At 73.6% G+C, this 13631-nt stretch carries 13 protein-coding genes; 6 read left to right on the top strand and 7 right to left on the bottom strand.

Annotated features, from left to right (window positions below; translation table 11 throughout):
- From ABD671_RS06205 to ABD671_RS06190, 4 genes are read left to right on the top strand one after another with little or no spacing between them, the layout of a single operon-like run.
- The gene (locus tag ABD671_RS06205; protein WP_344732395.1) at window positions 1-852 is read left to right on the top strand and encodes an MBL fold metallo-hydrolase; all 852 of its coding nucleotides are present in this window, start codon (window positions 1-3) and stop codon (window positions 850-852) included.
- A 50-nt stretch (window positions 853-902) separates the two neighbouring features.
- On the top strand, window positions 903-1085 hold the full coding sequence (locus tag ABD671_RS06200) for a hypothetical protein (RefSeq protein ID WP_344732394.1): 183 nt from the start codon (window positions 903-905) through the stop codon (window positions 1083-1085).
- 50 nt (window positions 1086-1135) lie between these two features.
- A complete protein-coding gene (locus ABD671_RS06195) occupies window positions 1136-1993 on the top strand; it encodes a DUF3097 domain-containing protein (protein ID WP_344732393.1) in 858 nt (285 codons plus the stop codon).
- 45 nt (window positions 1994-2038) lie between these two features.
- Window positions 2039-2590, top strand: coding sequence for a DUF4870 domain-containing protein (locus tag ABD671_RS06190; RefSeq protein ID WP_344732392.1), 552 nt, complete (start codon window positions 2039-2041; stop codon window positions 2588-2590).
- A 31-nt stretch (window positions 2591-2621) separates the two neighbouring features.
- Here the strand turns inward: ABD671_RS06190 and ABD671_RS06185 are convergent, their stop codons facing one another.
- From ABD671_RS06185 to ABD671_RS06155, 7 genes are all read right to left on the bottom strand, one after another.
- Window positions 2622-3137, bottom strand: coding sequence for a TM2 domain-containing protein (locus tag ABD671_RS06185; RefSeq protein WP_344732391.1), 516 nt, complete (start codon window positions 3135-3137; stop codon window positions 2622-2624).
- Between the two features lie 19 nt (window positions 3138-3156).
- On the bottom strand, window positions 3157-4365 hold the full coding sequence (gene hemW, locus ABD671_RS06180) for a radical SAM family heme chaperone HemW (RefSeq protein ID WP_344732390.1): 1209 nt from the start codon (window positions 4363-4365) through the stop codon (window positions 3157-3159).
- 28 nt (window positions 4366-4393) lie between these two features.
- Entirely contained in the window at window positions 4394-7852 is a 3459-nt protein-coding gene (locus tag ABD671_RS06175) for an error-prone DNA polymerase (RefSeq protein ID WP_344732389.1), read from the bottom strand.
- Window positions 7853-7864: 12 nt separating this feature from the next.
- The gene (locus ABD671_RS06170) at window positions 7865-9445 is read right to left on the bottom strand and encodes a DNA polymerase Y family protein (protein ID WP_344732388.1); all 1581 of its coding nucleotides are present in this window, start codon (window positions 9443-9445) and stop codon (window positions 7865-7867) included.
- Window positions 9442-10107, bottom strand: coding sequence for a hypothetical protein (locus tag ABD671_RS06165; protein ID WP_344732387.1), 666 nt, complete (start codon window positions 10105-10107; stop codon window positions 9442-9444). The genes ABD671_RS06170 and ABD671_RS06165 overlap by 4 nt, the downstream gene beginning before the upstream one ends.
- 113 nt (window positions 10108-10220) lie before the next feature.
- Window positions 10221-12053 carry an AMP-dependent synthetase/ligase gene (locus ABD671_RS06160; protein ID WP_344732386.1) on the bottom strand — a complete coding sequence of 611 codons (1833 nt, stop codon included), beginning with the start codon at window positions 12051-12053 and terminating at the stop codon, window positions 10221-10223.
- Window positions 12054-12102: 49 nt separating this feature from the next.
- Window positions 12103-12780: an MOSC domain-containing protein gene (locus ABD671_RS06155; protein ID WP_344732385.1), complete on the bottom strand. Its 678-nt coding sequence runs from the start codon at window positions 12778-12780 to the stop codon at window positions 12103-12105.
- Window positions 12781-12852: 72 nt separating this feature from the next.
- On the opposite strand from ABD671_RS06155, the gene ABD671_RS06150 reads away from it, so the two are divergent.
- The gene (locus ABD671_RS06150) at window positions 12853-13320 is read left to right on the top strand and encodes a hypothetical protein (RefSeq protein ID WP_344732384.1); all 468 of its coding nucleotides are present in this window, start codon (window positions 12853-12855) and stop codon (window positions 13318-13320) included.
- Window positions 13317-13631 carry a transcriptional regulator gene (locus ABD671_RS06145; RefSeq protein WP_344732383.1) on the top strand — a complete coding sequence of 105 codons (315 nt, stop codon included), beginning with the start codon at window positions 13317-13319 and terminating at the stop codon, window positions 13629-13631. The genes ABD671_RS06150 and ABD671_RS06145 overlap by 4 nt, the downstream gene beginning before the upstream one ends.

The raw sequence follows: 13631 nt of genomic DNA, 5'->3' as shown, positions 1-13631 counted from the left end.
GTGGAGTTCCGCGAGATCGCCGACCGGGTCTGGGTGCACCGCGCTGCCTGGTTCGACCTCAACATCGTCGCCATCGGCGGACGTGACGGCGTCGTCGTCGTCGATCCCCACGGCTCGACCGCGGCCGGACGACAGGTGCGCGACGCCATCGCAGCGCTCGGCGCCGGGCCGGTGCGGGCGGTGATCAACACCCACGAGCACTTCGACCACACCTTCGGCAACGCGGCCTTCCGCGAGGCCGACCCCGACGTGCCCCTCCATGCCCACGAGGTCGCGGCCGAGCGCACCCGGGACGTCGGCGAGCGGGTCCAGCGCGCCTACGCCGAGGAGCACCCCGACGACGAACGCACCCCCGAGGTGCTCGCCACCGAGATCGTGCCGGCCGACCACACGTTCTCCTCGGTGCGGGTGCTCGACCTCGGCGACCGTGCGCTCGAACTCGTCCACCCCGGGCGCGGCCACACCGCCGGCGATCTCGTCGTCCGCATCGGCGACGCCGACGTTCTCCTGGCCGGCGACCTCGTCGAGGAGTCCGCCCCACCCGCGCTCGGCGCCGACTCCCACCCCATGGACTGGCCGCTGAGCCTCGACACCGTGCTCAGCCTGACCACCCCGGCGACCGTGGTGGTTCCCGGCCATGGCGCCCTGGTCGACCGGGCGTTCGTGGAGGAGCAGCGCAACCTGCTGGGCATCGTCGCCGAGACGATCCGCGACCTCGCCGGCCGCGGCGTCCCGCTCGACCAGGCGCTCGAGGTCGGCGAGTGGCCCTACCCGCGCGAGGTGCTCGCCGACGCCGTGGCCCGCGGGTACGCCGACCTGCCGCGGGCACAGAAGCGGCTGCCGCTCGTCTGACCACCCCGACGCATGGGGGCGGCGCTGCGGATGCGGAGCACCGTGGGGACATGACGATCCCACCGGACCCCACCCACGAGCCCGCCGGCGACGACCTGCTCCCGGCCGACCTCGTGCCCTCCGACGACAACCCGCTGGCTGAGGGTCTCCCCGACGGCGAGACCGCCGGCGACCTGCGACACGAGGGCAAGCACGTCGACCACCGCCTGCACGAGGAGACCGGTCGCGACTGATCGCGGCGCGTCGGCCGGGCACGGCGCGTCCGGCTTCCTACCCTCGTGCGGTGAGCGATCGATACGGCAGCGACGTCCTGGCCGGCGACTGGCGGGTGCCGAAGCGGGGCCGCGCCGTCGAGCACCCCGCCGACCCCGGCCTCGTGGTCGAGGAGGTCACCACCGACTGGTGCGGCGAGATCGTGGCGGTCGACCGCGACCTGCACACCGTGACCCTGGAGGACAGGCGCGGCAAGCGCCGCACCTTCCCGCTCGGTGCGGGCTTCCTGCTCGAGGGACGCCCGGTCATCCTCACCGCGCCCGTGCGGCAGAAGGCGCCCGCCGCGCCCACCCGGACGGCGTCCGGCTCGGTGGCGGTGCCGAACGCGCCGGCCCGCGTGGCGCGTGCGAGCCGGATCTTCGTCGAGGGCCGCCACGACGCCGAGCTGGTCGAGAAGGTCTGGGGCGACGACCTGCGCATCGAGGGCGTGGTGGTGGAGTACCTCGGCGGCGTCGACGACCTGGCCGACCACCTGCGCGACTTCCGTCCCGGTCCGGGCCGCCGGGTCGGCGTCCTGGTCGACCACCTGGTGGCCGGCTCGAAGGAGAGCCGCATCGCCCAGGGCATCGCCCGGTCGGCGGTCGGGCCGCACGTGCTCATCGTCGGCCACCCGTTCGTCGACATCTGGCAGGCGGTGCGCCCCGACCGGCTCGGGCTGGCGGCCTGGCCGACGATCCCGCGCTCGATCGAGTGGAAGAAGGGCGTGTGCCAGCACCTCGGCTGGCCGCATCGCGACCAGGCCGACATCGCCCGCGCCTGGCAGCACATCCTCGGCCGCGTGCGCTCCTTCGCCGACCTCGAGCCGGCGCTGCTGGGCCGGGTCGAGGAGCTGATCGACTTCGTCACCGCGGACGGTCCCACCGGCTGAGGCCTGTGCCAGGATCGGGATCAGCTCGCCGATCGGGAGGACACCATGAGCGACCAGCAGCCGTACCCGGGCACCTCCGGGGAGCACGACCCGTCCGGATCGGGCCCGCAGCCCTACCCGCAGCAGCCGTACCAGCAGCCCTACCCGCAGCAGGGCTACCCGCAGCAGCCCTACCCACAGCAGGGGTATCCGCAGCAGGGGTATCCGCAGCAGGGCTACCCGCAGCAGTACCCCGTCGGGTACGCGGCACGGCCGCCGATGAACCCGGCCGACGAGCGCACGTGGGGATGCGCGGCGCACTGGTCGGCCCTCGTCGGCGCCGTGGTGGCGATGGCCTTCGTCGGGCCGCTGGTGGTGATGCTGGCCAAGGGCAACGAGTCGGCCTATGTGCGCCGGCAGGCCGTCGAGTCGCTGAACTTCCAGCTCTCGATCCTCATCTACGCGATCGTCTCGTTCGTGCTGGCGTTCGTGCTCATCGGGTTCCTGCTGCTGCCGGTCGTCGGCATCCTCTGGCTGGTGTGCACGGTGCTGGGCACGGTGCGCTCCTCCAACGGCGTGGAGTACCGCTACCCGCTGACGATCCGGATGGTCAGCTGACCATCCGGATCGTCCGGGGTTGTTCAGGGCGTCAACTGCGCAGCGGGCGGCCCTGCGGGTCCTTGCTGTCCGAGGCGAGCAGGATGATGCCGTCGATGAAGGGCCACAGCGCGCCGAGGCCGCAGGTGAAGATCGTGACCAGCAGCTGCCACACGCCGGTCTTGGTGTCGCCGATGTAGAAGCGCCCGATGCCCAGCGGGATGAGGATCTGGAGCAGCCCCGCGATGAGCTTGGACTTGTCGGAGTAGGGCACCCCGGTCACCGGGTGCACCCCGTACGGCGCCCCGGGCACGGCGCCCGGCGGCGGGTAGCCGCCCTGCGGGTACCCCTGCTGCGGGTAGCCCTGCTGGGGATATCCCTGCTGGGGGTGGGCCTGCTGCGGGAAGCCCTGGGGCGGGGGCGGCGGATGCTGTCCGGGCTGCGGGTACCCCGGCGGCGGAGGCGGCGGAGGCGTCTGGCCGTAGGGCGGCGGAGGCGGCGCGCTCGACGGCGGCGGGGCGTTCGGAGGCGGGACGGACTCGCTCGGTTCCGGTGGCGGCGTGGTCATGGCCCCACCCTAGGCCCGCTCAGCCCAGCAGGTCGCGGACGACGGCGTCGGCCAGCAGCCGTCCGTCGCGGGTGAGCACGAGCCGGTCGGCGTCGGCCTCGATCAGCCCGCGGTCGAGGAGATCGGGGACGGCGGCGCGGCCGGCGTCGTCGAGCACCGCCAGGTCGAGTCCGCTGCGCAGCCGCACCTCCAGCAGCACGCGTTCGACGCGCCGATCGTCGTCGGCGAGCACCTCGCGGGCCTGGGCGGGGCTCAGCCCGGCACGCAGCCGCTCGGTGTAGGCGGCGGGGTGCTTGCGGTTCCACCACCGCACGCCGCCGATGTGGGAGTGCGCACCCGGCCCGACGCCCCACCAGTCGGCGCCCTGCCAGTAGAGGACGTTGTGGCGGCATGCCGCACCGGGTCGCGCCCAGTTCGACACCTCGTACCAGGAGAGTCCGGCGGCCCCGAGCAGATCGTCGACGAGCACGTACTTGTCGGCGAGGTCGTCGTCGTCCGGTGCCGGGATCTCCCCGCGGCGCACCCGGCGGGCGAGCGCGGTGCCGTCCTCGACGATGAGGGCGTAGGCCGAGAGGTGGTCGGGCTCGCAGTCGAGTGCGGCCCGCACAGAGGCCTCCCAGTCGGCGAGGGACTCCCCCGGCGTGCCGTAGATGAGGTCGAGGCTCACCTGCTCGAAGCCGGCCTCCCGCGCCCAAACCACCACCTCGGGCACCCGCCGCGGGTCGTGGGTGCGGTCGAGCACCCGCAGCACGTGGGTCACCTGGGACTGCATGCCGAAGGAGACGCGGGTGAAGCCGAGCTCGCGCAGCCGATGCAGGCTCGCCGGCGTCACGGAGTCGGGGTTGGCCTCGGTGGTCACCTCGACGTCGTCGGCCAGCCCGAACTCCTCGCGGACGGCGTCGAGCAGGCGCCCGAGGTCGTCGGGAGCCAGGAGCGTGGGGGTGCCGCCGCCGACGAAGACCGTGTCGACCGGCCGGTCGACCTCGCCCAGCACCCGGCGGGCCAGGCGCACCTCCTCCACGGCGGTCGCGGCGTAGTCGATGCGCGCCACCCCGGGGCCGAGCTCGTCGGCGGTGTAGGTGTTGAAGTCGCAGTAGCCGCACCGCACGGCGCAGAACGGCACGTGGAGGTAGAAGCCGAACCCGCGCTTCCCCACCGCGGCGAGAGCCGAGGCCGGCAGGGCGCCGTCGTCGGGGACGGGCTCGCCGTCGGGCAGGGCGCTGGGCACCGGGTCATCCTCACACGGGGGCGGTCGCTCACCGGAAGTCGCGCGAGCGCAGGCGGCCCTCCAGCGCCTGGGCGGCGTCGGGGAGGACGTCGGCGAGTGCGGAGAGCTTGTCGGCCACCAGGTTGGTGACGCCGTCGCGGCGCTCGACGATCCCGCGGATCACCATCGTCTGGGAGCGGGTGGCCACCGCGCGGTGCTTGCGCCACAACCCCTGACCGCAGACGACGTTGAGCATGCCGGTCTCGTCCTCGAGGTTGAGGAAGGTGACCCCGCCGGCGGTGCCCGGGCGCTGCCGGTGGGTCACGACCCCGGCCACGTGCACCCGACGACGGTCGGCGACCCGATGCCGTCCGTCGGCACCGCCGGTGAGGTCGGTGACGGCATGGATGCCGGCCTGCCGCAGCGTGGCGCGCAGGAACGTGAACGGGTGCTGCTCGGTGGTGACGCCGGTGGCCCACAGGTCGGCGAGCATCGTGCCGACGTCGTCGAGGAGCGGCAGCTGCGGCGCCGTGGCGGCCACGGCGACGCCCTCGAGATGCTCCTCGCTCTCGGTCCACCCGGCCTGCCATAGGGCCTGGCGGCGATCGAGACCCCAGCCCTCGCAGGCGCCGGCGGTGGCCAGCGCCTCGAGCTGGCGAGCGTCGAGCCCGGCCCGGCGGGAGAGGTCGGTGAGGTCGCGGAAGGGCCGCTCGGCCCGGGCCGCGACGATGCGGGCGGCCACCTCGCGGCCGATGCCGCGCACCTCGGCGAGCCCCAGTCGCACCGCGAAGCCGGTGTCGCGGCGGTGCTGCGGCGTCGGGTCGGGGGTGCCCGCGACGAACGGCGGCGGCTCGCCGAGGTGGTCGTGGCGGCAGGCCTCCAGCCCGGTGGCGGTCGGGACGACGTCGTCGCGCAGCGGCTCGAGGTCGGCCTCGACCCCCGAGCGCAGCAGGTCGGGACGGCGCACCTCGACGCCGTGGCGCAGGGCGTCCTGGGTGAGCGACTGCGGGGAGTAGAAGCCCATCGGCTGCGCGCGCAGCAGCCCGGCGAGGAAGGCGGCCGGGTAGTGCAGCTTGAACCACGAGCTGGCGTAGACGAGGAGCGCGAAGGAGAGCGCGTGGCTCTCGGCGAAACCGAAGTTCGCGAACGAGCGGATCTGGAGGTAGATCGCATCGGCCCGCTCGCCGGTGATGCCCTTGCGGGCCATGCCCTCGTACAGCTTGCGCTCGATGCGCTCGATGCGTTCGAGCCCGCGTTTGGAACCCATCGCGCGGCGCAGCAGGTCGGCGTCGTCGGCGTCGCAGTCGCCGAGGATCATCGCCATCTGCATCAGCTGCTCCTGGAACAGCGGCACCCCGCGGGTGCGTTCGAGGACGCCGCGCACCGACTCGTGCGGGTAGGTGATCGGCTCGCGGCCCATGGCCCGCCGGATGTAGGGGTGCACGGCGCCGCCCTGGATGGGGCCGGGGCGGATGAGCGCGATCTCGATGGCCAGGTCGTAGAAGCAGCGCGGCTGCAGGCGCGGCAGGGTGCCGATCTGGGCGCGGCTCTCGACCTGGAAGACGCCGATGGAGTCGGCGCGGCAGAGCATGTCGTAGACGGCCGGCTCCTCCTTGGGCAGCGTCTGGAGCTCCCAGTGCTCGCCCAGATGCTCGGCGGCCATCGCGATCATGTGGTTCAGGGCGCTGAGCATGCCCAGACCGAGCAGGTCGAACTTCACCAACCCCATCGAGGCGCAGGCGTCCTTGTCCCACTGGAGCACGGTGCGCTTGTCCATGCGGGCCCGCTCGATGGGCACCACCTCGCCGATGGGCTGCTCGGTGAGCACCATGCCGCCGGAGTGGATGCCGAGGTGCCGGGGCGCCCCGACGAGCTGCTCGGCCAGCGCGACGACGCCCGGCGGCGGCGCCTCCCCGGGGGCGGCGGGCGCGGTCTCGGGGCGGCCCTCGGCCAGCTGTTCGGCCACCACGGAGGTCCAGCTGGTGACCTGCTTGGACCAGGCGTCCTGCTGGCCCGGGGAGTAGCCGAGCGCCTTGGCGGCGTCGCGGATCGCCATCTTGGGCCGGTAGCTGATGACGTTGGCGACCTGGGCGGCGTTGCGGCGTCCGTAGGTGTCGTAGACCCACTGGATGACCTCTTCGCGCCGGTCGGAGTCGAAGTCGACGTCGATGTCGGGCTCCTCCTCGCGGTGCTGGGAGATGAACCGCTCGAAGGGCAGGCCGTAGCGCACGGAGTCGATGGCGGTGATGCCCAGGGCGTAGCAGACCGCGGAGCTGGCCGCCGACCCTCGGCCCTGGCACAGGATGCCGTTCTCGCGGGCGAAGGCCACGATGTCGTGGACGATGATGAAGTAGCCGGGGAAGTCCTTGCGGTCGATGATGGCCAGCTCCCGCTCGACCCGGTCGCGGGCCTCGGCCTCGTGCGGGGTGCCGGCGTAGCGCAGCGCGAACCCGCGTTCGGTGAGCACCCGCAGCCAGCTCGCCGGGGTGTGCCCCTCGGGGACGCCGCGCTTGGGCAGCCGGGGGCTGGCCTTGCGCAGGTCGAAGGCGATCTCGTCGGCCAGGACGACGCTGCGGGCCACGGCGTCACGGTGCCGGGCGAAGCGGCGCAGCATCTCCTCCCCCGAGCGCAGGTGCGCCACCCCCGAGGCCGGCAGCCAGCCGTCGAGCTCGGCGAGGCTGCGCCGGGCCCGGATCGCGGCCATCGCCGCGGCCAGCCGCCGCTGGGACGGCGTCGCGTAGTGCACGTTGTTGGTGGCCACGGTGGGCAGCCCGTGCTCGGCGGCGAGACCGGCCAGCACGCCGTTGGCCACCGAGTCGCCGGGATGGGCGTGGTCGTGGAGCTCGACGACGACGTGCTCGCGGCCGAACCGCTCGACCAGGGCGCGCAGCGCGGACGCCGCCGCATGAGGCCCGCCGGCTGCCAGCGCCTGGCGCACCGCGCCCTTGCGACAGCCGGTGAGCACCAGCCAGTGGCCGCGGCCGCGGTCGACGAGCTCGTCGAGGTCGTGGTCGGGGCGGCCCTTCTCGTCGCCGCGCAGATGCGCCTCGGTCATCGCCCCGGCGAGCCGGTGGTAGCCCTCGACCCCGCGGGCCAGGAGCAGCAGGTGGGTGCCGCCGGGATCGGCGACCCCGAGCTGGGGCGCGTCGAGCCCGAGGCTGAGCTCGGCGCCGTAGATGGTGCGCAGCTGCGGGAACTCCCGCGCGGTCTCGGCGAACATCGGGGCGCCGGCGAAGCCATCGTGGTCGGTGAGCGCCAGGCCGTGCAGGCCCAGCCGCACCGCCTCGGCGACGAGCTCCTCCGGCGCGCTGGCGCCGTCGAGGAAGCTGAAGTTGCTGTGGCAGTGCAGCTCGGCGTAGGGCACCACGGGGCCCTGCGGCGCGACGACGTCGGGCACCCGCGGGCGGCTCTTGCGGCCCGAGATGGGCGCCTCGGGCGGCGGCGCGGAGCGACCCGAGAGCCGGCGCTCGAGCTCCTGCCAGGGCACGGCGGGGTTGCTGAAGCCCATCAGCGCGACCGCTCACTCATAGCCCGCGACCGCCTCCCAGGCGCCGCCGAGGTGGGTGACCAGCCAGGCGCGGCCGTCGGCGCCGACGACCTGGACGCGCATCGTCGGGGCGCGGCGGGCGGCGTCCTCGCGCCACCACTCCTCCTCCCACCAGCCCTCCTCGACCGGCCACGGACCGGCCCAGCCGACGATCGGCTGCCAGCGGTCCTCCAGATGCAGACGGGTGGGTTCGCCGCTGAGCAGCCCGCGCTCGTCGAGGACGACGGGCCGGCCGCGGCCGTCGTGGATCTGCACCGGCCACGGCACCGGGAAGACCCGGGACGGCGCGGGGCCGGGCAGCGCGCCGGGCCAGGGCAGGTCGCTGGGCCGCAGCCCGTGCGGGCGTTCGCCCCAGGGCACGAGGGTCTGCCGGGCCGCCGGGGAGCGCCCGCCCTGCACGACCGGGGTGAGCACGCGGTCGTGGCCGAGCAGGCCCTGGAGCCGGGCGATGCCGCGCTCGACGCGGGCGTCGGTGCCGCCCCACAGCGCCTCGGCGTGCACGTGCTCGGGGACGACGATCTCGGGCACGAACCGCAGCCCGGTGACCCCGGCGTGCACCGACCCGAGCCCGACACCCTGCCCGGCGCCCTGGCCGGCGAGCTGGTAGCGCAGCCGGTCGAGGACGTCGGCGGCGGTGAACCAGCGCGGATGCAGCCAGCTGCGGGCGAGCAGCGCGGGCTCGCCCTCGGTGAGCACCTCGATGCGCAGCTCGGTGCAGACCAGCCGGCGCTGCAGCAGCCCGGCGACCAGCTGCTCGCAGGTGCGGCGGGCGGAGAAGCAGATGGTCTCGGCGGAGTCGAGCGCGGGTTCGAAGGCGATGTCGACGACGAGGTCGGGCGGCGGGACGCGCGGGGCGAACCGGGCGCTCTCGACGCCGCCGAGCACCTGGTGCAGCCGCGAGGTGGCCGCCCCGAAGCGGGTACGGACGTCGGGGGCCGGCAGCGGCAGCAGGTCGCCCAGCGTGGTGAGCCCGAGGCGGCGCAGCAGGCTGACGGCGTCGGCGTCGTCGATGACCTCGACGGGCAGGTCGACGAGGAAGTCGCGGGCGCCGCCGGGCGGCACGATGCGCGACTCCTGCGGGCCGGCGAGCCGGGCGGCCTGCTCGGCGGTGAGCAGGTCGTCGGCGACGCCGATGCGGCAGTCCCACACCCCGGCGGTCACGAGCCGCTCGGCGATCACCGCGGCGGTGGCGGCCTCGTCGCCGTAGAAGCGGCCCGGCGAGCGCAGCGCGGCCAGGCCCGGGCGCAGCAGCGCCACGCCGGGCCGGATCTCCTCCAGCACCGCGAGCACCGTCTCGAAGGCGCGGGCGTCGCGGTCGGGGTTGTCGGGCAGGAGCAGCAGTTCGGGGCAGCGGCCCTGGGCGTCGCGGCGGCGCATGCCGCGCCGGATGCCGAAGGTGCGGGCGGTGTCGGTGCAGGCCACCACCCGGTGGGCGGCGAGCACGGCGGCGGGACGGCTTGCCGGGACCGCGCTCCCCGACCCGCCGGACTCCTCGGCCAGGGCGGCGACCACCGGCCAGTCGGGGCACCAGACGACGAAGACCCGGGCGCTCATCCGGCGTCCGCCGCCCACATCGGCATCGGGGTGCTCGCGGGCACCGGCTCGCCGCCCAGCACGAGCCGCTGCGGGGGCGCGGAGCCGCGATGCACCTCGACGACGGCGCGCCGGGCACGCAGCAGGCCCTCACCGCGCCCGACCCCCGACCACGACACCTCGGCCAGGCGCAGCCGGGCGGCGCACCGCGGCCACTCCCCCTGCACGACCAGCGCCGCCGAGCGCTCACGCAGCCGGGCGGCCAGCCGCTCGGCCAGGGACGGCGCGATGCGCCCACGGGGCGGGCGCAGCACCACCAGGTCGGCGATGTCGACGAGCGCGGCGACGGCCTCGACCCACTGCTCGCCGGGGTCGGGCACCAGCACGGTGCGCTCGAGGTCGACCCCCCACTGGGCGGCTGCCTCGAGACCGAGGTCGTCGATGCCGACGACCCCGCACCAGGCGCCCGCGCCGGAGGGTCCGGCCATGAGGGCGAGGGTCAGGGTGGTGCTGTCGACGCTGTAGGCGGCCCCGGCGCGCAGCCGCAGGACCGGGGCGAGATCAGGGTGCGTGACGAGGTCGACGCCGGCGTCGGTGCCGACCAGGCCGCCCCGCTCCAGCCGCGCGATGCGCTGGCGCAGCAGGGCCACCTGATCGCTCGGAGGAGGGACGGTGGTGGCCACGCCCCATCATCGAACACCTGTTCGAACAAATCAACCGGGAGTCCACTGCCGGTCCGCCCCGGGCGGTCCCCGGGCTGGAATGAGCCGGAGATCAGCCGGAGATCAGCCGGAGATCACTGGTAGAACGCGTCGATGCGCTCCTTGTTGCGATCCTCCACCACGTTGCGCTTCACCTTCAACGACGGGGTCAGCTCACCGCTCTCGATGGAGAGGTCGTGGTCGAGGATGTCCCACTTCTTGATGGTCTCCCACCGGTTGAGCTTGCCGTTGAGCTCCTCGACGTACTCCCCGATCACCGCGCGCATGCGCTCGCTGCGCACGACGTCGGTGTAGCTCGCGCCGGCCATGTCGTTCTCGGCCGCCCATGCGGTGGCGGCATCGGGGTCGATGGTGATGAGCGCGACGACGAAGTTGCGCTCGTTGCCGAAGACCATGAACTGGCTGACCAGCGGGCAGATGGCCTTGAACTTGGCCTCGATCGCCGGCGGGGCGATGTACTTGCCGCCGGAGGTCTTGAAGAGGTCCTTGATGCGGCCGGTGATGCGCAGGTGGCCGTCGGCGTCGAGGGCGCCCTTGTCGCCGGTGTGCAGCCAGCCGTCGGCGTCCAGCGCCTTGGCGGTCTCCTCGGGCAGGTTGTGGTAGCCGGCCATGATGTGCGGGCCGCGCAGCAGCACCTCGTCGCCCTCGCCGATCTTGATCTCGGTGCCCGGCAGCGCGGGGCCGACGGTGCCGATCTTGTAGTCGTCGGGGTGGTTGACCGAGGCGCCGGCGGCGTTCTCGGTCATGCCGTAGCCCTCGAGGATGAGGATGCCGGCGGCGTGGAACCAGTTCGCGATGTCGGCATTGAGGGCCGCGGAGCCGGAGATGAAGAACTTCACCCGGCCACCGAAGCGCTCGCGCACCTTGGCGAAGACGAGCTTGTCGAAGAGACCGTGCTGGAGCTTCAGCGGCAGCGGCACGGGCTTGCCCGCGCGCTTGAGCTCGTCGACGGCCATCCCGACCTTGAAGGCCTGGTCGAAGATCTTCTTCTTCGCACCGCCCTCGCTCTCGGTCATGGTGACGATGCGGGCGTAGGCCTTCTCGAAGATGCGCGGGGCCGCACCCATGAAGGTCGGGCGGACGACGGCGAGGTTGTCGATGATCTTGTCGACGCGGCCGTCGATGGCGGTGGCGAAGCCGCAGGCCAGCTGGGCCGAGAGCAGCACCTTGCCGAAGGCGTGGGCCATCGGCAGCCACAGGAACTGCAGGTCGTCCTCGTGCAGGATATCCTGCACCCGGATGGCCTCGCCCTCGTAGACCCAGGAGCGGTGCAGCAGCCGCACGCCCTTGGGGCGGCCGGTGGTGCCGGAGGTGTAGATGAGGGTGGCCAGGGCGTCGGGCGCGATGCCGCGGGCGACCTCCTCGACGGCACCCGGGTGCTCGGCCAGGTAGGCCTCGCCCTCGCTCGCGAGCTGCTCCAGGCCGACGACCCAGCCCTCCGGGGCGTCGGGGGCGTCGACCTTCTCGAAGGTCACGACCCGGACGACGTCGGGCAGCTGCTCGCGGAAGGCGACCAGCTTGGCGACCTGCTCGGCGTCCTCGGCGAAGACGACCCGCGAACCGGAGTCGGCGAGGATGTAGGCGACGTCGTCGCCGTTGGTCGAGGGGTAGACGGTGGTGGTGGCGCCACCGGCGCACATGACCGCGAGGTCGGCCAGGATCCACTCATAGCGGGTGCCGGACGCGATGCCCACCCGCTCCTCGGCCTGCAGGCCCAGTGCCAGCAGGCCCGCGGCGAGCCGCTCGACCTGGCGGCCGGCCTGGCGCCAGGTGACGGACTCCCACGCGGTGCCGACGGGGAAGCGGAACGCCTCGACCTCGGGGCTCTTCGCCACCCGGTCGAGGAACTGGACGGCCACGTTCTGCGGCAGGTGGTCCACGAAGCTGGTGTCTCGCACGATCGCCATGCGGAGTAACTTAGATCACGATCCCTACTCGCGGGTCACATGTCCGCCCTTACGACGGCAGCGCGACGTCCTCCTGGCCTCCGGCGAGAGCCCGCACGTACTTCTCGGCCTTGTCGCGGGCCTCCGGCACCAGGTCGGGGACCTCCAGCAACCGCGGCAGCAGGGTGCGGTCGGTGCTCACCGCCCGGTAGAAGGTCGAGACGCTGACGCCGTGGCCGGGACGGTGCACGACCTCGACGGCGTCGCCGGCCGCGAGCACGCCCTCCTCGAGCACCCGCAGGTACGGCCCGGGGCGCCCCTCGGCCGCGAACCGCTTGACCCAGGCCCGGTCGTCGTAGCCGCAGTGGCCCATCCAGCGCTTGAACTCAGCACAAGGCGTGCGCACGGAACGGACCTCGAGCAGCACGGTGCCGATGCGCCACCGCTCGCCGATCTCGGCCTCGTTGACGTCGATGCCCTCGGTGGTGAGGTTTTCCCCGAACTGCCCCGGCGCCACCGGCTCGCCGAGCCGCTCGGCCCACAGCCGCAGATCCTCGACGGCGAAGGCGTAGACGGCCTTGTCGAGACCGCCGTGGTACTTGCGGTTGGAGACCTGGTCGCCCTCGAGGCCGAGGGCGTGCACCCGCACCGGCCCCTCGACCGCGGTCTTGTCGATGGAGGTGCGACCGATGGTCGCCCAGTCCGTCTCGCGGGGCAGTCCGACGTTCACCGACAGCAGCTGGGCCATGACCGGATCCTCGCACGATCCCCGGCCGCGGATCACTTTCCTTTTCGGAAAGTCGCGCCTATGCTTTCCGTCATGGAAACCTCTCGGGAACAGCTCACCGAGGCCCACCGCGCCCTGCTGCGCGCCGAGGCCTCCCCCTTCATCGACTACCCGCGGCTCGGCCGCTGGTACCCGTTCGCCTGGGCCGCCTGGGCCGCCTGGCTGGTGACGACGATCGATCTCGACCCGTCCTCGCCCCTGGCTCAGCTCGCCCTGTCGCTCTCACCGGTCGTGATCGCGTTCCTCTTCCTCGGCTGGTACGCACGTCGGCACGGCGCCCTCCCGCGGGACGGCCGCGCCGCACCCGCACCGCTGCGCCGGCTCGCCCGCGTGCTGTGGGCGCTCGCCGTCGTCCTCGTCCTGGTCGTGGTCGGCGCGGACGCCGTCCTGGGCCCCGTCGTCTCGATCCCCCTCGCCGCCGTCGGCGCGGGCGCCGCCATCGCCTGGTACGAGGCCTCCTACGCGCGGATCGCGGCACGGCTGCGCCGGGAGCTCGCGTGATCGACGACCTCGACCCGCTGATCCACGCCCCCAAACGGCTGGCGGCGATGGCGATCCTGGAGATCTCGACCCAGGCGACCTTCCCGGCGCTGCGCGAACGGCTGGCGGTCAGCGACTCCGACCTGTCCAAGCAGATGAGCGCGCTCGAGGCGGCGGGCTACGTCGAGGTGCGCAAGAGCGGTCGGGGCCGTGGCAGCACGACGACCTTCCGCATCACCGACGCGGGACGCTCGGCCTACCGTCGGCACCGTCGTGCGTTGGAGGCGATCCTGACCTCCGACCCTTCCCCGGACGTCGTCCCCGAGCGCTAG

The sequence above is a fragment of the Nocardioides fonticola genome (genome assembly GCF_039536805.1).
Classification (GTDB): domain Bacteria; phylum Actinomycetota; class Actinomycetes; order Propionibacteriales; family Nocardioidaceae; genus Nocardioides; species Nocardioides fonticola.
Note: the sequence above shows the minus strand (reverse complement) of the source record. Positions and strands in the feature narration are given on the sequence as shown.